The sequence below is a fragment of the Citricoccus sp. NR2 genome (genome assembly GCF_027594385.1).
Classification (GTDB): domain Bacteria; phylum Actinomycetota; class Actinomycetes; order Actinomycetales; family Micrococcaceae; genus CmP2.
The window spans coordinates 131,040-148,258 of record NZ_CP115154.1; the positions used below are offsets into that span (position 1 = coordinate 131,040).

Below are 17,219 nucleotides of genomic sequence, written 5' to 3' on the forward strand. Positions count from 1 at the left end.
CTCCCCTGCCACCCGGGCTCATTCCGAGAGCGTGCGCACCCAACGACCGCCCCGGCGCAGGAACAGCTCGGCCGTCCCGGTCGCGGCCACTTCAGACACGGCGGCCCGCATCCTCCGGACCGCCAGCACCGCCAGCTGCTGCTCTTCGGCGTCGCTGGTGGCCTCCACCGTGAAGCGCAACACGATCTGCGGCACCCGGGCCACCACCTCGATGTCGGTGGACTCCACCGTAAACAGGGCGGCCAGGGAGGCGCGCGCGGTGGTCATCACCTGCGGCGGGGTGTGGCCGGGGCGCAGGTCCCCGATCTGCAAAACGGTGCGGTAGGAGGGCATCAAACCAGTCTATTCTGGGGGAATGCCAAACACCGCCGCGCAGCCCGTGCTGCTGATCCAGACCCGCGCCGACGACGTCGCCGTGGCCGATGAGCTGCGCTCCACCGCCGCCCTGGGCGAGTTCGCGCCCGGCCAGCTGCGCAGCCTGCGTCTGGACCGCGAAGTGGCGGAGCGTCCGGGCCACGCCGGGGCACCCTGCCTGGACTGGCAACAGATCATGAATGCCCACGCCGCGATTATTCTCGGTGGCAGCCCGTTCAACTCCTCCGATCCGGCGGAATCCAAAACCCCGGTGCAGCGCCGGGTGGAATCCGAACTCCGGTTCCTCTTGGATCTCGTCGTCGCCCAGGATTACCCGTTCCTCGGCGCCTGCTACGGAGTGGGCGCGCTGGGGGTGCACCAGGGTGCGGTGGTAGACACCCAGTACGGAGAGCCGGCGGGCGTGGTGCGGGTGCGCGTCACCGAATCCGGGGCCGGGGATCCCCTGCTGGCCGGGGTGGATGCGGAGTTTGATGCGTTCGTCGGCCACAAGGAGGCGGTCAGCCGCCTGCCGGAGACCGCTACCCTGCTGGTGGGCGGCGAGGCGTGCCCGGTGCAGATGTTCCGGGTGGGTGCACACGTGTACGCCACCCAGTTCCACCCCGAACTGGACCAGGAGGGATTGCTGTTTCGACTGCGGCTCTACGCCCACCACGGCTACTACGATCTCACCGAACAGCAGGCGCTCTTCACCGCGATCGAGGCGGCGGAGGTCACCCAGCCGCAGCGGATCCTGGCAAACTTCGTGCGTCGCTACGCGCAGAACACCGGCCGACACACTGGCCCCGGTCGCTCTCGGAATAGTGGAGCGACATCGGCTGTTGGCCACGAGTATGACCACTTCGACCGCGTTCCCCCATCTGTTTGATTCCCTGACTATCGGGCCGCTGAGCCTGCGCAACCGCACCATCCTGGCCCCGATGTGCATGTACTCGATCACCGCGCACGACGGCGTGCCGGGCTCCTGGCACCAGGTGCATCTCGGCGCCCGTGCGGCTGGAGGATTCGGCATGGTCGTCGCCGAAGCCACCGCCGTCTCACCCGAGGCACGCATCTCCCCGGCCGACGTCGGGCTCTGGAACGACACCCAGCGCGACGCTTGGGCCCCGATCGTCGAGACCATCCGCTCCTACGGTGCGTTGCCCGCCGTGCAGCTGGCCCACGCGGGAGCCAAAGCCTCCACCGAGCCGGGTCTGCCCGGATACACCGGGGCCTCCGTCGACGTCGAGCACGACGGCTGGCAGACTGTGAGCCCCTCGGGCATCAACCCCGTCTCCGGGCTGGCCGAGACCCGCGAACTGAGCACGGAGCAGGTGCGCCAAGTGGTCGCCGATTTCGTGGACGCCGCCCGCCGCGCCGATGAAGCGGGGTTTGAAGCGGTGATGATCCACGCCGCCCACGGTTACCTGATCCACCAGTTCCTCTCCCCGGTGACCAACCAGCGCACCGATGAGTACGGCGGCAGCGTGGAGAACCGCACCCGGTTGCTGCGCGAGATCCTCGCGGAGGTGCGCGCCGTCTGGCCCGCCGAGAAGATCCTGGGGCTGCGCATCTCCGGCTCCGACTATGTGGAGGGCTCCTGGTCGCTGGACGATTCGGCCGAGCTGATCGCCGGGCTCGTGGACACCCATCAGGCCCGCGCGCAGTACGGGCTCGACTGGGTGGACGTCTCCTCCGGCGGGATCGGCGACACCTATCAGGGCCCCTCCGGCCCCGGCTACCAGCTGCACCTGGCCGAGCGGATCCACCGGGTGGCGGAGGCGACGCGCGACAGCGAGCGTCCGCTCACGGTGTCCGCCGTCGGCATCATCACCGAGCCCGGCCAGGCCCAGCAGATCGTGCTGTCCGGTCAGGCGGATGCGGTCTCGATTGGTCGTGCGGCCCTGGCCGATCCGAACTGGCCGGCCCGCGCCTCCGTCGAGTTACGCCCGAACAGCGAGATTCCGTTTCCGCCGCAGTACCACCGGGCCCAGCGCGCGCTCTGAGAACCTGGTAGAACAGAATCATGAGTGTTCGCACCCCTGACCCGCACCCGGGATGGCTCAACGAGGACGATCTATACGAGGCACGGCGGCGACTGCCGATGGTGTACGTGGAGGCGATCCCGGTCCGCGTGGATTCGCTGGGCTACGTCTCCGAGATCGGCTCCCTGTACGTGGCCGACGACGACGGCCGGTTCTACCGCACCTTCGTCTCGGGGCGGGTGCTGTACCGCGAGACCATCCGGGCCGCCCTGATGCGCCATCTGGAGAAGGACCTCGGCCCGCTGGCGCTGCCGCAGCTGCCCCCGGCCATCTCCCCGTTCACGGTGGCCGAGTACTTCCCCTCCCCCTCGGAGACCGGGCTCACCGATGACCGCCAGCACGCCGTCTCGCTGTGCTACCTGGTGCCGGTCACCGGGGAGTGCCAGCCGCGCCAGGACGCACTCGAGCTCACCTGGTTCACCCCGGACGAGGCGCTGTCGCCCGAGATCCAGAACGAGTTCGTGGGCGGACGCGAGCTGCTCGTCCGGCAGGCGCTGGCCCATGTGGGTTGGGGGCGGTGACGGGGCCGATGAGTAGCGTTGACCCGATCCGCGTCGGTTCCGTCAGTGAGGTTCCCGAAGGCGAGGCACTGCTCGTGCCGGCGGCCACCACCGGCACCGTGCCGATCACGGTGTTCCACGCCGAAGACGGTGAATTTTACGCGCTCGACGACCGGTGCACCCACGGGGCGGCGTCGCTGGCCGAGGGCTGGATTGAAGACGACCAGATCGAGTGCCCCCTGCACGGCGCGGCATTCTGCCTGCGCACCGGGGCCGCACTGACACTGCCCGCCACCGTGGACACCCGCACCCACCGGGTCGAGGTGGACGGCGAGGACCTGCTGCTCTACCCGGGCACCCCGGCGTCGTCATGAGTTCTGCTGGCCCGGTCGCCCAGCCAGACGCCGAGTCTGTCACCGGCCCGGTCATGATCGTGGGTGGATCCGTGGCCGGCTATACGGTGGCCTCCCGGCTGCGCCAGCACGGGTTCACCGCCCCGATCACCCTGATCGACCCCGAAGGGCTCCCCTACGAGCGCCCGCCGCTGAGCAAGCAGCTGCTGCTGGGGGAAACGGGCCCCGAGGACCTCGCGCTGGCCGACACCTCCTGGTTCACCGAGCACGAGGTCGAGCTCGTCCACGCGCGCGTGGAGTCGTTGCGGCTAGGCCCGGCCGGGGCGGAGCACACACTCACCCTCGACGACGGCGCGGAGCTCACCGCCGCCACCGTGGTGCTGGCCACCGGGGCCACACCCATCAGCCTCGGTGTTGAGGTCGACGACGACGCACCCAGCGCCAACGATCCGTCAGCGGATCCGCGAGTGCTCACCCTACGCCACCGGGACGACGTCACCGCACTGCGACAGATTCTCGACGCCGCACACCACACCGGGCGACCGGCGCGGATCGCCGTCGTCGGCGCCGGGGTGCTGGGCGCGGAACTGGCCTCCTCACTCACCGAGCTCGGCGCCGAGGTGGTGCTCTTCGCCGGTCCCGGCATCCCGGCTTCCGCGCTCTTCGGCCGCCGCATTGCTGCACGGTTGCACGCCCAGCACACAGAGCACGGCGTACACGTCATCCCCGAGTACGCGGGTTCGGTGCGCCTGCACAGTTCCAGTAACACCAAAGCCAGCTCCGACCCGACCAGCACCGGCGTCGAGATCCTGACCCTCTCCGGCGCTGCCGTGCCCGCCGACGCGGTGATCTCGGCCATCGGCATCTCCCCGAACACCTGGCTCGCCGAGGAGTGCGGACTCGAGTTGGCCGACGGTATCATCGTCGACGCCGACCAGCGCGCCAGCCACCCGGATGTTTTCGCCGTCGGCGATGTGGCCCGCCATGAGCAGGCGCCCCGGCGCACCGAGCACTGGCAGCACGCCATCGACACCGCCACCACCGCCGCCGCAGTGATCGCCGAGGCCACCCCACCATCCCCCGGACCGGAGTGGTTCTGGTCGGACCGCTACGGGGTGCATGTGGAAGCCATCGGCACCCTGCGGCCCGCCGCGGCCGACCACCCTGCCAGCGACCCACCAGCCACCGGATACACCGTGGTGCACCGTGAGGACCCGGCTCACCCGGAGAAGCTCGCCACCTTCGTGCTCGACGACGCCGGGCTGATGATCGGGGCCGCCAGCATCAACGACCCGCTGGCCGTGCGCGCGGCCCGCCGCATCATCCAGCGCGGCCTCGTCGTCGATCCCGATCAGCTGGCCGACCCCGAGGTGAGTTACAAGGCGATGGCCCGGTGAAGCAGCTGGCCCGGTGATCTCTCACCCGCGCACGGAGGGCCCCACCGAGCGTTCGGGTTCGGCGGTGGCGCCCGCCGTCGTCATCGCCTCCCACCACGCCGACTGGGGCAGCAGCGGCACCAGCACCGTGATCGCGCAGCGCACCCCCTTCATCTCGTCTAGCCGGCTGTCAACGAAGTCCCTCCATGATCATTACCATGGATCTTGTGCCTACCGACGCTGATGCCGCTCAGAACGTGACCAACCCGATACCCCCTGTTGTTGAACCACCAGCCCAGCCCTCCCCGCGTGATTTCTCGTTCAGGGTGGAGCACCGACTCACCGGTGACGACGGCGCCCCGCGCCACGGCCGCACGGGCACCATCGTCACCCCGCACGGCATCATCCAGACTCCCGCCTTCATTCCGGTCGCCACCCAGGCCACCGTGAAAGCCGTGCTCCCGGAAGCCATGGCCGAGCTCGGCGCGCAGGCCCTGCTGGCCAACGCCTACCACCTGTACCTGCAGCCCGGGCCGGACCTGCTCGATGAGGCCGGCGGGCTGGGCCGGTTCATGAACTGGCCGGGGCCCACCTTCACCGATTCCGGCGGCTTCCAGGTGATGAGCCTCGGCTCCGGGTTCAAGAAGGTCATCGACATGTCCGGCCCGAAGAAGGTCGAAACGGTGGGCTCCGATGACGCCGTGGCGCCGGGTAAGGAACGGCTGGCCCACGTCGACGACGACGGCGTCTGGTTCAAGTCGCACCTGAACGGCGACCGCCACCGGTTCACCCCGGAGATCTCGATCGGCATCCAGCACCAGCTCGGCGCCGACATCATGTTCGCCTTCGACGAGCTGACCACCCTCTACAACTCCCGCGGTTACCAGGAGGAGGCGCTGGAGCGCACCCGGCTCTGGGCGCAGCGCTGCCTCGACGAGCACGCCCGGCTCACCCGTGAGCGCAACGACCGGCCGTACCAAGCGCTGTTCGGCGTCATCCAGGGCGCCCAATACGAAGACCTGCGCCGCAAGGCCTGTGCTGACCTGGCCGCCATGACCACCGAATTCAATGCACATTCCGACGGCGCCACGAGCACCACTGCCGAGACCAGCATCAGCTCGGGATTCGACGGCTACGGGATCGGCGGGGCGCTGGAAAAGAAGAACCTGGGCACCATCGTGAACTGGTGCGCCGACGTGCTGCCAGAAAACAAGCCGCGTCACCTGCTCGGCATCTCCGAACCCGATGACATCTTCGCCGCCGTGGAGGCCGGCGCCGACACCTTCGACTGCGTCTCCCCCACCCGGGTGGCCCGCACCGGGGCGTTCTATACCAACGACGGGCGGTTCAACCTCCCCGGATCCAAGTACACCCGGGATTTCTCACCCCTGCAGGAGGGTTGCGACTGCTACACCTGCGCCCACTACACGCGCGCGTACCTTCGGCATCTCATCAAGGCGAAGGAGATGGTGGCGCACACCCTGATCTCCATCCACAACGAGCGGTTCACGGTGCGCCTGGTCGACCGGGTGCGGGCGTCGATTGCCGACGGCACCTTCTACGAACTCAAGGACGAGGTGCTGGGCCAGTACTACCGGTGAGGCTGGGTGACGCCACTCACACCCCGTACGCCGCGGGCAACCGCACTTGACCGGATGGCACCGGAACATCGGCGGCGAGAATCCTCACCTGCAGCGCCTCCGGCTGATCAGCGAACTCAGCGGTGATCCCGTGATCCGCGGCCGGCACAAATCCGAAGCGCGGGTAGTAGTCGGGGAACCCGTAGACGATGACCAGCGCGGCACCGTCAGCCTGAGCCGCGGCCAGAGCCGCCTCGATCACCGCGGTGCCGCCGCCTTCTCCGTGATGCTGAGGTAGCACGCCCGACGGCGCCAGCATCAGCGCTTCGGTCGCAGTAACCGCTCCAGCTTCCGCGCCGGCATCCGCACCGCTGATCGTGCAACGGTGCAGCACGGCGTGGGCGGCCGCTGTCGTCTCGAGTTCAGAATCGGGGATCGCCGTCGTCATCCCGATGATGGAATACCGGGAAATCCAGTGCTCCGGATCCTCACGCAGCGCGTCAATCAGGTCGGCTTCCGCGGTGGTGTGAAACGCGGCTTCCAACACGCGCCGGATCATGCGCCGGTCCTCGGGCGAATCGTCGTTTTCGCTGCGGGTGCGCCACAGCAGTCCACTCATCTGCGCCATTGCTCCTCCAGCATGTCTCCGCAGCACCCGTCAGGGCCCCCTCCGCGGGTGCTGTTCAAACCACTCTAGCCAGGTCCGTGACGCACGTCACTCAATGCCGGGCGAGGGTGCGACGACGTCGTCGACCACCGTCTCCCAGCGACGCCGTGCGGCGGAGCCGACCTCGGCAACCTGGGACTCCCAGACGGCGGCACTGAGGCCCCGGCTGGCCTCCGGGTAGAGGTAGCCGCGCACCACGAGGGTGCGCTCCCCACCCATGAGCAGGGTGCCGAACTCATAGACGGCGTCTGTCGTGCGCAGCATCACCGACCGCGAGGTGGCGTCCTGATCGGACAGCGAGTCGGTGGTGGCGATGACCGTGCCACGCAGCAGCTCGCCGCCTGGCTGTTCCGTGCCGCCTGCCCCGGACGGTGCTGGGTTGCTCACACCGCGTTCTTCTCCGACGACGGCTCCGACCAACCCGAGCGTCGTCACGATGTCGTCGTCGGGACCTCCGGCGCGCATCACCAGGGCCTGAGCCGCGTGGCGGTCGCCGAAGTGAGCGTGGAACTGCAGCAGGTTCAGCCAGGCGCCTTCCCATCCCTCCTGGGTGCCCAGGATGGCGTCCTTCCAGGTCGCCCCCTCGGCGCTGATACCGCTGCGCAGTGTGGCTCGGGTGACGGTGCCGTCCTCACCCACCGGAGTCAGCACGATCTCGGTCTCCCACGGCGGCACCGGCTGCTCCTCGCCCATCCAGTCGGCCTCGAGGTACCGATAGCGGCGGTGCGGCTCCCACTCGACGATGGTGCCGTGCGATGCGCCGAAGTCCCCGTGATGGGTGATGAGCGCTCCGCCCACGCGCCCGTCGATCTCCGCCTCGACGAACCAGCGCCGGTAACCGGGACCGGTGGCCACCGATTCCCAGACCGCTTCGGGGGTGGCCGGAAGATCCACGCTGACCTCCATGAAGCAGTGTTCGTCGTCAACGTCGATGTGGGTGCTGATGCTCTCCGCGGGGTCAGTCATGCGTCCAGCGTGGCACCGTGGGTCCACCGGGTCAATGGAACCGATGTCTTCGTCACGAACCCTCTGGTATTACCGCGCATGACCTCCGCCGGCCGAGAGCATGCTTTGGCCGGGCCGCCCCAATTACCGTAGCGTTCATCGCCCCCTACATGACCCTGACCGAAAGGAGCCAGCCGTGTCAGATCGTCTGCGCCAACTACAGGAAAAGTACCGCCCGCATTTCGAGAAGATCGCGGACGGCGCCTCCGAACGTGACGCCACGCGCGAGCTGCCCTACGAGCTGATCAAGCAGCTCATCGCCGATGGTTTCGGCGCGGTGCGCGTTCCGGTGGAGTACGGCGGTGCCGGTGCGACCCTGCCCGAGCTGTTCGAGCTGCTGACCGACCTGGCGACGGCGGATTCCAACATCACCCAGGCTCTGCGGGCGCACTTCGCGTTCGTGGAAGACCGCCTCGTGGCGGAACCCGGTCCGGCGCGGGACGCCTGGCTGCGCCGCTTTGTCGACGGCGATCTGGTGGGCAACGCCTGGACCGAGATCGGCGACGTCGCCCTGGGTGAAACGGCCACGAAGGTCTCCCCCACCGATGACCCGGACGTGTTCCGCGTCAACGGCCAGAAATATTACTCCACCGGGTCGATTTTCGCCGACTGGACCGACACCACCGCCCAGCGCACCGACACCGGCGACCAGGTGATCGCCGTCGTGAGCACCCACCAGGATGCGGTGGCTCGCTTCGATGACTGGGACGGCTTCGGCCAGCGCACCACCGGCACCGGCACCACCATCTTCACCGACGCCGAAGTCTCCGCCGAGAACGTCATCCTGTTCTCCACCCGGTTCAAGTACCAGACTGCTTTCTATCAGGTGGTGCTGCTGTCGGTGCTCGCTGGCACCGCGGCGGCGGCGGAGAAGGATTTCGGTGCCACCCTGGCTGCACGTCATCGTACGTTCAGCCACGGCAATGGTCCCGCTCCGCAGGATCCGCAGCTGCTGCAGGTGATCGGCGAGGTGTCCTCGGCGGCGTTTGCCGCACGCGCCACGGTCTACCGCACGGCTCAGGCTCTACAGGATGCGTACGACGCGGCCTTCGCGCTGCGGGAGGGAACCCTCACTCTGGAGGAGGAAGAGCGGGTCAATGACCACACCGAACTGGCGTCGGCTCAGGGACAGGTGGCGCTGACCGGCTACGTGACGAACGCGATCAGCCATGCTTTCGATGCGCTAGCGGCCTCGAGTTCTTCGACGTCGAAGAACTTGGACCGGCACTGGCGTAATGCCCGCACCGCCGGCTCACACAACCCGTGGGTGTTCAAGGCGAAGCAGATCGGCGATTTCGCGACCAACAGCACGGTGCCGTCTCGCATCTGGGCCGTCGGTTCCACGAAGTAATCCGACGCCAGATAGGCACGCCCCATGGCGCCAGTCTATTGTCGCTCTGGCCGCCAGTAGGTGTTGCGTCTCGGGACCTGGTCGGGGTCGATATACGGTGGCGCGGTGAACCAGGGCACGTCGTCGACGATCCGGATCTGCCAGTCTCCTCGGTCGGCTAACCGGTGGTCGTGGTGGCATAGCAGCACCCCGTTGGCCGTCGAGGTCGGTCCTTGATTCCGGGCTGGGTCGATGTGGTGGCTTTCGCACCACGGCGCCGGAGCCATGCATCCGGGGGCGGCACAGCCGCCGTCGCGGGCGACGAGGGCTTTGCGCAGGTGTTTGTCGAAGAATCGCTCACTGGTGCCCACATCCAGGATCTGCCCTGCCCCACCGAGGACGACGGGCAGGATCTCGGCTTCGCAGAGTAGGTGCCGGATCGCGGTGGGGCTGATGGGTCCGGTGTAGGAGCCCTGGCAGAGCTCGAAACGGGGCAGGGTCCCATCGGTGAGCCAGGCCGGGTCAAGGTTCTTCGGGGCGATGTCGGCCTGGTGCATCATCCGCAGCAGTAGCGGCAGGTCGAGGGTGACCAGCATCTGGGGCCGGGTCCCGCCCTGATCCGGGAGCGTGTTGTGCGGGACTTTCAATCCGGCGGTGAGGACGCCGATGAGGGCGTCGTGGGCTTTCTGGTCCCGGGTGCGCTCGTCCAGGTTGTCGACTGGGGTGCCTGTGGCATCCACCGCGTGGGTGGTTTCAGCACCCTCTGCAACGCTGGGATCGGCGCCTGCCTGGGTGCGAGTACCCGCGTCTGATGTGGTGGTGTCGCCGCTGTGGGAGCCAGGAGTCGCCCTGGGGTTGTTCATCGCGTGGACCAGGGTGCGGAAGAGTTCATCACCGGCCTGATCGGTGGCGCATTGCCAGATGTTGAGCTTGCCCCGGGTGCCGATGCGGCGTAGTCCCCGTTTTTTCTCAGCGATCGTGTCGTCGGGGGCTTCGCCATCGGGATTCACCTGGTTGCTGGTGCGTTCCTTCCATCCTGCGGCGTACGCGGCGAAGGCGTTGTCGTCGAACTCCCGAGCCTGTGTGACGAAGGTTTTCTCCCCGTCGTTGATGAGTTTTTTGACCTCGTCCGGGTCGGTGCTGACACTGCGGGCTTCTTCTTCCACCGCACCGAGGGCATCGATGATGGCCTGGACGGCGCGTGGGGTGATTTCGCCATCCACGGCGGCGTCGTGAACGTCGGGTCGCGGGGGTTCGGTGGTGGTGCCTGCGGCGTCGGTGAGGCTGGTGAGCGTGGTGTCGGGGTGGATCGCGGTGGCGGTCTGAATCCGGCGCCGGGCCACCCCGAACCCAACCTGGGTCTGGAAGCGGAGGTAGTCGGCGGCGTTTTTGTGCGTTACCCGGCCGGTGGGCAAGCCGAGCAGTTCCAGGCGCTGTTCGTGCAGCGGGAAGATCCGACCGACGATCCCGGCCAGGGCGGTCTCGACGTTCTCGCAGAGCCGCCCCAGGACGGCGGCCTGCTCGATCATGCTGGGCAGGGACGCGGCAGGGTCCTCGCAAATGATGGCGTCGGCGTCGTTGTTTCCCTGGGTGGTGTAGTGGCCGTGTTCGTTGGGCAGGAATGAGGTGCCCCAGTCCTGGCGGGTGTCCGCACCTTCGCGGTGGAACGGGCTGAACTCATCGTGGGCGTGAGCACTGGAGAGGCGGCGGCTGAGGGTGGTGAGCCCCTGGGTGAGCAGGATGGTCAGGTCGGCGGTGGAGAGGTCATCCAGGGCGTCGAGCAGGGGTAGCAAGGGGGATGAGACCACACTGGTCATGACCTGGCTCCCTCCGACGTCGGATCAAGTTCGGGTACGTTTGTTCTATAATTAAGTCTAGTACACGGATCCGATTAAGGGAATGGCTGATCTAAAATGTGGATAAGTCGGGTGAGCGAAAAATGGGCGTGTGGGAGTGCGCGGACTGGTGCGGGAGCTGGCCCCTCCACAGGGGTGCGACACACGTAGATAGCAACGGCGCCGGACCTCAGAAGAGATCCAGCGCCGCTCAGCGACTCTTGCAGGGTCAGGTGGTCATCGAGATGTCGAGGGGCTTATCAGGCGGGCGGACTCGAGTGAGGGTCCGGAACGCGCCTCGGCGTCGTCAGCCGCGATCTCGTCAGAGTCGGCCCCATCACGGCGCAATAGCGGCAGGGTGCCGGTTTCGGGAGAGCCGGCCGAGGTCGCGCGCACTCCGTCCTCCACCGTGGTGGCCAGCGGCTTCTGCTGCACAAACAGCAACAGCACCGCGGCGGCAATCATCAGCGGCAGGATGTAGAGGAAGATCGGCATCAGCGCCTCGTTGTAGCTCCCGACAATGACATCTTGCATCGCGTCCGGCAGCTGCTGCACCATCTCCGGCGTCAGGTTATTCACGGAGGACTCGCCGGCGGTAGCACCCGTCGACGCCATCCGCTCCGCCAGGATGTCCTGCAGGCGCGTAATGAACAGCGAGCCCACCACCGCGGAACCGAGCGTGGCCCCGACCTGGCGGAAGTAGTTGTTCGCCGCGGTCGCCGTACCCACCACGGACACCGGGAACGAGTTCTGCACGATCAGCACCATGATCTGCATGGACATACCCAGCCCCAGACCCATCACGCCGAGCGCGCCACAGAGCATCCAGATCGCGGAGTCGGCCTGCAACTGTGAGAGCAACACCAGCGACCCTGCCACCACGACGGTGCCCACCACCGGATACGTCTTGTAGTGCCCGGTGCGCGAAACCACCATGCCGGTGATCACCGACGTCAGCAACATGGTGCCCATCATCGGCACCATCAGCAGCCCGGCCTGCGCCGCACCCACACCCGTCACCATCTGAATGTAGGTGGGCATGTAGCCCAACGCGCCAAACATCGCCACACCGGTAATCAGCCCGGCCACGGTGGTCAGGGTGAAGTTACGGTCGGCAAAGAAGCTCAACGGGATCACGGGCTCGACTGCCTTCGCCTCGACGACGACGAACAGCACCGCCAGCACGGCGGCCGCCACGAACAACCCGATGATCAACGGGGAACCCCACTCGTATTCGCTGCCACCCCAAGTGCTGGCCAGCACCAGCGCGGTGGTGGCCGCGGCGATCAGGGCCATGCCCAGGTAGTCCAGGCGCGGGCGGTCGGCGCCCAGCTTCTTCGGGGCGGGCAAGAACAGCGCGACGGCGAGCATGGCCAGCACACCGAAGGGCAGGTTAATCCAGAACGCCCAGCGCCAGCCCGGACCCTCGGTCAGCCAGCCGCCGAGCAGGGGTCCGGCCACCGAGGACACGGCAAACGCCGCACCCATGATCCCCATGTATTTACCGCGCTGCCGCGCCGGCACGACGTCGGCAATAGCAGCCTGCGAGAGGATCATCAGGCCGCCGCCACCCAGTCCCTGGATGACGCGCGAAACGATCAGCACCTCAATGCTGGAGGCCAGCGCCCCGGTGATCGATCCGATCATGAACAGCCCGATGGCGACCAAAATCACCGGGCGGCGACCGAACACATCGGAAATGCGCCCATACACCGGCATGGTGATGGTGGAGGCGAGAATGAACGAGGTGATCACCCACGACATGTGGTTCACCCCGTTCAGGTCACCCACGATGGTGGGCAGGGCGGTGGCCAGCACGGTTTGATTGAGCGAGGCCATCAGCATGGTGAGCAGTAGCCCCACGAAGAGCAGGACCAGGGATTGCTGCGATTTCCGCTGCGGATTCTGCTGCGGTTTCTTCGGTGACGTCGCAGCGGCGTCGACAGGTGTCACGGTCACAGTACTTCCTTGAGCGTGGTCGAAAAGAGCTCGACGGCGTCTACGAGGGCCGGAGAGTCCGGATCGATCATCGAGTCGGGATTCTTGGCGTAGGCGAAACGCAGTGCGGTTCCGGCGATCATCACCATCGCGTGCGCGACGTCGGGGGTGGTGCGCGGTTCGCCGTCCTGGTGGGCTAGATGCTCTACGAGCACCTCGGAGATGACGTCTTCGGCGCGCACCGCGTAACGCTTCAGGGTGTGCGAGAGCGACGGCGCCAGCCCGGCGAGGCTCATCAGGTCCTGGCGGGTCTCACCGCCCACCCGGGACGACGACATCACCGACATCAGCAGCCGCACCACCGGCCCGAGGGCGCGCTCGACGGCGATTTCTTCCAGGAACTTCTCCAGTACCTGCGGCGGCACCGAGGGCTCGAGCACGCCGAGGATCGCCTCGTCCTTGGTGGCGTAGTAGTTGAAGAAGGTCCGGCGCGACACCCCGGCCGCGTCCGAAATGGAGGTAATCGTGGCAGCTTCGTACCCCTGCTCCGTCACCTGGGCGACGGCGGCCTCATGGAGGGCCAGCAGGGTCGCCTGGCGCTGTTGTTCGCGCCTACCCACAGTGGATTCGGCAGCGAGCTCAGGGCCAGTGTCAGGAATAGAGACGTCACTTTTTTGCACCAGTGCAGTTTATGCACTGGTGCAAAGTTTTGCAAGTCGGGAGGGTTAGCGCGCTCCGTAGGCCGGTTCGTGGCGCTTGACCAGGGCCATCACCCACATGGTGACCGGGGAGAACACGATCTCCACCACAGATTTGAAGACGAATCCGACCACCACGTAGTTCACGAACTGCCCCATGGTTTCGATGCCGATCACCTGGGCGGCGATGGCGCAGAACACCAGGGTGTCCAGGAATTCGCCCACCAGCGTGGAGGCAGCGATGCGCCCAAACAACAGCCGCTCACCGTTGCGGCGCTTCATCCGGGTCATCACCCAGGCATTCGAAAGCTGGCCCACGAGGAACCCGAGCAGCGAGGCGCCCACAATCATCCACACTGGACCCAGGGTGCGCTCGAGGGCTTCCTGTCCGTCGTACCAGGAGGCGCCAGGGAGCACGATGATGATCCAGTAGCACAGGGCCGCGAACGCGGAGAGGGCGAAGGTGGTGATGATGGCCCTGCGCGAGGCGCGGAAACCGTAGACCTCGGAGACGACGTCGCCGATGATGTAGGCCAGCGGGAAGAGGAAGAAGCCGCCGTCGGTGATGATGGGCCCGAACTCCACCCCCTTGGCCGCTCCGATGTTGGAGAGGATGAGCACCACGGCCATCAGTGACATGAAGATGGCGTAGAGGCCTCGTCCGGTGGGTGCGTAATGTGCGGGTGCGGCAGTTTCGGGCACAGTCATTCCTTGTGAACGCGACGAAAATCGCTGATGAGCAACGTGATGGGTCTCGACGACGACGGTGTCACTGCCTCTCCGGCCCGTGCGCGCCTGCTGCCCCAGGCGGCGTCGAATCACCGATATTGTGTCACACCTGCCGTCACCCCGTGGTCACACCTGCCGTCACTGCTGCTGGCCGGGCGTCCCCACCGTGTAGCTGCGCTCGACCGGGGTGGCGTTAACCTCCCAGTCACCGATGATCCGGGCGCGGTAGATCAGCGGGTTGTGGCTGGCCAGCACCCGGGCGTTGCGCCAGTGCCGGTCCAGCCCGCGCGAGGCCGACGCTGCCGAAGCCCCGCCCACCTCGAAGATCGCGGTCGCCGTGGCAAGTACCGCCGGGGCGATCACCTGCTGCGCTTGGTAGACGGAGAGGTAGAGCCGGTCGACGTCGATTTCCGGGAGGATCCGCCCGTCCGACTCGGCCTGCAGCTGGCGGGCCAGCTCCGGCAGAATCGCCGCAAACGCAGCGCGGGCGCCGAAGATCTGCGACGACGCTTGGCCCACCACGTGCAGCACCTGCGGGTCCTGCCCGGGCAGCTCGGCGGCACCATGGGAGAACCCGCGGGTCCGCGAGCGCACGTAGCCGGCGCCCTCCTCCACCACCGCCTGGCCGATGCCGGTCAGCACAGCCAGGTGCACGTACTGGGCGAGCGCCTGTCCGAACGCCACGCGGCCGCCGGAATCGGGGCCGTCCCCGGGCGGGGCGATATCGGCGTGCGGCACCGGGGTGGAGGCGAAACGGGTGGTCCCGGAGGCGGTGAGTTGCTGGCCGAAGCCGTCCCAGTCGTCGACGATTGTGATGCCCGGCGCGGTACTCGGCACGGCCGCGCTCACGGGCTGTCCGTCGTCGTCGGTGGCAGAGACGAGGATCCAGTCAGCATACGCAGCCCCGGTGGAGTAGAACTTCTCTCCGGTGAGCACTCGTACGGGGTGGCCCTCGGCGTCGCGCCGTTCGGTGGTGTGCAGCCGCGTGACGGTCTGCCCACGCACGTTGCCGCGCTCGGTGAGGGCGTTGCCCACGATGGCGCCCTCGCCGATCCGGCGCAGCCACCGGTCCCGAAATTCCGGCGTGGCCGGGTCATCTGCAGGACGGGACAACACGTCTTCCACGTGCAGCCAGTGTGCCCGCAGTGCCTGTGCCAGGTTGGAATCGGCCCGGCCCAGGGCCACCAGAAACCAGGAGGCCTCCTCGAAGCTCAGCCCGGCCCCGCCGTACTCTTCCGGCACGCGCAGGGTGGTGTAGCCGGCGTCGCGCAGGGCGTGCACCGCGTCGCGGTCCAGCTCCCCGGCGGCTTCCCTGCTCACGGCGGTGGCCGCGATCTGGTCGAACACCGGTGCCAGCTTCTGATGCGCGGCCCGGACTCGGTCGGGCTGTGTTCCCAGCTCACGCGTCGTTGTCATCAGATGCCCTCTGCGAACTGTACCGGCGTCGCAACAGCACCAGCCTCAACGCCCGCTTCACCCGCTTCACCGGCACCCGCCGCAGCCGGATCGGAGTTCCGTGCTGTCGAGTGGTGCGGCGGCAGCACCCCGTTAATCCGGTAGTTCCCCACCGCCTGGGTGCGGTAGATCAGCGGGGTGTGGCTGGCGATGGCGCGCGCGTTGAGCCAGTGCAGGTGCAGCTGCTTGGCCGCATCCGTGGCGGAGGCGCCGCCGGCCTCAAAGATCTGCCCGGTGGCATCCAGAATCAACTCCGACACCACCAGCGACGCCTCCGAGAGTGCAATGTTCGCCCGGGCGTGCGCCTCCAGGAACACCGGATCCTCCAGGTCGGTGTGCCCGCGAGTGGCCCGGTACGATTCCTCCACCACCTCGGCCGCCCCGCGCACGATCTGCCGCGCCGATGCCACTTTCGCCGACACCGCCCCGATCACCTGGTGCACCAGCGGATCCTGGGCGGGCGTCTCCGCCGTCGCGTGATCGTAGGTCCGACGCCGCTTCTGCACGAACCGGGTGATCTCGCGCAGTGCTGCCGCACCAATCCCGGCTTGAGTGGCGGTCAGTACGATCCACAGCACCGTGTAGGCCAGCACCCCGGTGGGCACGTTGAATTCCTGCAACCGGTCGGCCTGCACCGGAACCCCGCGGAACGTGGTGGTGCCGGATGCGGTGAGCCGCTGGCCGAACCCGTTCCAGTCATCCACCCGTTGTACCCCGCGATCATGCGCATCCACGACGACGAACAGCGGGCCCTCGTCCTCGCGCCCGGGACGCGTGGCCGACACCAGCAGGTAGTCGGCGAACAGCGCGCCGGTGGAGTAGAACTTGTCGCCGGAGATCTCCCCGATCTGGCTCGTGCCGGTGGCCACCGCTGACTGCGAGGTGTCGGCGTCGACGTCGGAAAACAGCACCGGCGCCTTGCCTGCCGTCGGCGGCAACTCCACCAGCGCGTTGCCGAAGATCTTGCCCGCGGCCACCTCGGCCAGCCACCATTGAGACACCGAGCCCTGGGACTCGTTCTCGTGCTGTTCGGTGAACATGAAGTGCCCGTGCAGCGCCTGCGGCAGGTTGGAGTCCGCTGCCGCCAGCTCGATCAACAGCTCCGCCAGCTGCTGCAGGCTCGCCCCGATTCCGCCGTACTCCCGACCCAGCCGCACCCGGGTGAACCCGGAATCGCGCAGCAGCTCGATGGCGTCGAAAGCCAGCTCATGGTCCAGTTCCCGTTGCTGCGCCCCGGCCCGGATCAGGGCGAATACCGGATTGAAGTGCTGGGCCAGCTGCTCGCTGGTGGGCCCGTGCTCGGCGGTGGCTTCTTTCAACTGGGCAAACGTCGACGTCGACATGGGGAGGGTCCTTT

General features: G+C 67.5%; 17 protein-coding genes. 7 read left to right on the forward strand and 10 right to left on the reverse strand.

Annotation, left to right across the window (positions count from 1 at the left end; translation table 11 throughout):
• Positions 1-18: 18 nt before the first annotated feature.
• On the reverse strand, positions 19-333 hold the full coding sequence (locus O1A05_RS00610) for a hypothetical protein (RefSeq protein WP_270106176.1): 315 nt from the start codon (positions 331-333) through the stop codon (positions 19-21).
• 22 nt (positions 334-355) lie between these two features.
• Between O1A05_RS00610 and O1A05_RS00615 the strand changes: the two genes are divergently transcribed.
• From O1A05_RS00615 to O1A05_RS00635, 5 genes are read left to right on the forward strand one after another with little or no spacing between them, the layout of a single operon-like run.
• A complete protein-coding gene (locus O1A05_RS00615; RefSeq protein ID WP_270106177.1) occupies positions 356-1,240 on the forward strand; it encodes a glutamine amidotransferase in 885 nt (294 codons plus the stop codon).
• A complete protein-coding gene (locus O1A05_RS00620; RefSeq protein ID WP_270106178.1) occupies positions 1,206-2,357 on the forward strand; it encodes an NADH:flavin oxidoreductase/NADH oxidase in 1,152 nt (383 codons plus the stop codon). The genes O1A05_RS00615 and O1A05_RS00620 overlap by 35 nt, the downstream gene beginning before the upstream one ends.
• Positions 2,358-2,377: 20 nt before the next feature.
• Positions 2,378-2,917, forward strand: coding sequence for an NUDIX hydrolase family protein (locus O1A05_RS00625; RefSeq protein WP_270106179.1), 540 nt, complete (start codon positions 2,378-2,380; stop codon positions 2,915-2,917).
• Positions 2,918-2,925: 8 nt separating this feature from the next.
• Positions 2,926-3,270 (forward strand): bifunctional 3-phenylpropionate/cinnamic acid dioxygenase ferredoxin subunit, encoded by a 345-nt coding sequence (locus tag O1A05_RS00630; RefSeq protein ID WP_270106180.1) that lies wholly within the window; start codon positions 2,926-2,928, stop codon positions 3,268-3,270.
• Entirely contained in the window at positions 3,267-4,646 is a 1,380-nt protein-coding gene (locus tag O1A05_RS00635) for an NAD(P)/FAD-dependent oxidoreductase (protein ID WP_270106181.1), read from the forward strand. The genes O1A05_RS00630 and O1A05_RS00635 overlap by 4 nt, the downstream gene beginning before the upstream one ends.
• A 21-nt stretch (positions 4,647-4,667) precedes the next feature.
• Here O1A05_RS00635 and O1A05_RS00640 read toward each other — a convergent pair whose 3' ends face one another.
• Positions 4,668-4,799, reverse strand: coding sequence for a hypothetical protein (locus O1A05_RS00640; protein WP_270106182.1), 132 nt, complete (start codon positions 4,797-4,799; stop codon positions 4,668-4,670).
• A gap of 44 nt (positions 4,800-4,843) precedes the next feature.
• On the opposite strand from O1A05_RS00640, the gene O1A05_RS00645 reads away from it, so the two are divergent.
• Positions 4,844-6,226 (forward strand): tRNA guanosine(34) transglycosylase Tgt, encoded by a 1,383-nt coding sequence (locus O1A05_RS00645; RefSeq protein ID WP_270106183.1) that lies wholly within the window; start codon positions 4,844-4,846, stop codon positions 6,224-6,226.
• Between the two features lie 16 nt (positions 6,227-6,242).
• Here the strand turns inward: O1A05_RS00645 and O1A05_RS00650 are convergent, their stop codons facing one another.
• Together O1A05_RS00650 and O1A05_RS00655 are read right to left on the reverse strand one after the other, a co-directional pair.
• Positions 6,243-6,824 (reverse strand): GNAT family N-acetyltransferase, encoded by a 582-nt coding sequence (locus tag O1A05_RS00650; RefSeq protein WP_270106184.1) that lies wholly within the window; start codon positions 6,822-6,824, stop codon positions 6,243-6,245.
• 96 nt (positions 6,825-6,920) lie between these two features.
• Positions 6,921-7,838, reverse strand: a complete 918-nt coding sequence (locus tag O1A05_RS00655; RefSeq protein ID WP_270106185.1) for an SRPBCC family protein — start codon at positions 7,836-7,838, stop codon at positions 6,921-6,923.
• A gap of 175 nt (positions 7,839-8,013) precedes the next feature.
• On the opposite strand from O1A05_RS00655, the gene O1A05_RS00660 reads away from it, so the two are divergent.
• Positions 8,014-9,228 carry an acyl-CoA dehydrogenase family protein gene (locus O1A05_RS00660; protein WP_270106186.1) on the forward strand — a complete coding sequence of 405 codons (1,215 nt, stop codon included), beginning with the start codon at positions 8,014-8,016 and terminating at the stop codon, positions 9,226-9,228.
• 35 nt (positions 9,229-9,263) lie between these two features.
• Here the strand turns inward: O1A05_RS00660 and O1A05_RS00665 are convergent, their stop codons facing one another.
• The 6 genes from O1A05_RS00665 to O1A05_RS00690 all read right to left on the reverse strand — a co-directional run bounded on the left by O1A05_RS00665 (position 9,264) and on the right by O1A05_RS00690 (position 17,205).
• Positions 9,264-11,024 (reverse strand): HNH endonuclease signature motif containing protein, encoded by a 1,761-nt coding sequence (locus tag O1A05_RS00665; RefSeq protein WP_270106187.1) that lies wholly within the window; start codon positions 11,022-11,024, stop codon positions 9,264-9,266.
• A gap of 255 nt (positions 11,025-11,279) precedes the next feature.
• Complete coding sequence (locus O1A05_RS00670) at positions 11,280-13,001, reverse strand: MDR family MFS transporter (protein WP_270106188.1); 1,722 nt, start codon at positions 12,999-13,001, stop codon at positions 11,280-11,282.
• Positions 12,998-13,660 carry a TetR/AcrR family transcriptional regulator gene (locus tag O1A05_RS00675; RefSeq protein ID WP_270106189.1) on the reverse strand — a complete coding sequence of 221 codons (663 nt, stop codon included), beginning with the start codon at positions 13,658-13,660 and terminating at the stop codon, positions 12,998-13,000. Before O1A05_RS00675 ends, O1A05_RS00670 begins: the two co-directional genes overlap by 4 nt.
• 45 nt (positions 13,661-13,705) lie before the next feature.
• On the reverse strand, positions 13,706-14,386 hold the full coding sequence (locus O1A05_RS00680; protein WP_270106190.1) for a queuosine precursor transporter: 681 nt from the start codon (positions 14,384-14,386) through the stop codon (positions 13,706-13,708).
• A 159-nt stretch (positions 14,387-14,545) separates the two neighbouring features.
• Positions 14,546-15,823 carry an acyl-CoA dehydrogenase family protein gene (locus O1A05_RS00685; protein WP_270106191.1) on the reverse strand — a complete coding sequence of 426 codons (1,278 nt, stop codon included), beginning with the start codon at positions 15,821-15,823 and terminating at the stop codon, positions 14,546-14,548.
• On the reverse strand, positions 15,823-17,205 hold the full coding sequence (locus O1A05_RS00690) for a monooxygenase (protein ID WP_270106192.1): 1,383 nt from the start codon (positions 17,203-17,205) through the stop codon (positions 15,823-15,825). The genes O1A05_RS00685 and O1A05_RS00690 overlap by 1 nt, the downstream gene beginning before the upstream one ends.
• Between the last annotated feature and the right edge of the window lie 14 nt (positions 17,206-17,219).

Coding starts and splice junctions, on each gene's coding strand:
- O1A05_RS00610 (WP_270106176.1), bottom strand. CDS start 333: ATGCCCTCCTACCGCACCGTTTTGCAGATCGGGGACCTGCGCCCCGGC.
- O1A05_RS00615 (WP_270106177.1), top strand. CDS start 356: ATGCCAAACACCGCCGCGCAGCCCGTGCTGCTGATCCAGACCCGCGCC.
- O1A05_RS00620 (WP_270106178.1), top strand. CDS start 1,206: ATGACCACTTCGACCGCGTTCCCCCATCTGTTTGATTCCCTGACTATC.
- O1A05_RS00625 (WP_270106179.1), top strand. CDS start 2,378: ATGAGTGTTCGCACCCCTGACCCGCACCCGGGATGGCTCAACGAGGAC.
- O1A05_RS00630 (WP_270106180.1), top strand. CDS start 2,926: ATGAGTAGCGTTGACCCGATCCGCGTCGGTTCCGTCAGTGAGGTTCCC.
- O1A05_RS00635 (WP_270106181.1), top strand. CDS start 3,267: ATGAGTTCTGCTGGCCCGGTCGCCCAGCCAGACGCCGAGTCTGTCACC.
- O1A05_RS00640 (WP_270106182.1), bottom strand. CDS start 4,799: ATGAAGGGGGTGCGCTGCGCGATCACGGTGCTGGTGCCGCTGCTGCCC.
- O1A05_RS00645 (WP_270106183.1), top strand. CDS start 4,844: ATGGATCTTGTGCCTACCGACGCTGATGCCGCTCAGAACGTGACCAAC.
- O1A05_RS00650 (WP_270106184.1), bottom strand. CDS start 6,824: ATGAGTGGACTGCTGTGGCGCACCCGCAGCGAAAACGACGATTCGCCC.
- O1A05_RS00655 (WP_270106185.1), bottom strand. CDS start 7,838: ATGACTGACCCCGCGGAGAGCATCAGCACCCACATCGACGTTGACGAC.
- O1A05_RS00665 (WP_270106187.1), bottom strand. CDS start 11,024: ATGACCAGTGTGGTCTCATCCCCCTTGCTACCCCTGCTCGACGCCCTG.
- O1A05_RS00680 (WP_270106190.1), bottom strand. CDS start 14,386: ATGACTGTGCCCGAAACTGCCGCACCCGCACATTACGCACCCACCGGA.
- O1A05_RS00685 (WP_270106191.1), bottom strand. CDS start 15,823: ATGACAACGACGCGTGAGCTGGGAACACAGCCCGACCGAGTCCGGGCC.
- O1A05_RS00690 (WP_270106192.1), bottom strand. CDS start 17,205: ATGTCGACGTCGACGTTTGCCCAGTTGAAAGAAGCCACCGCCGAGCAC.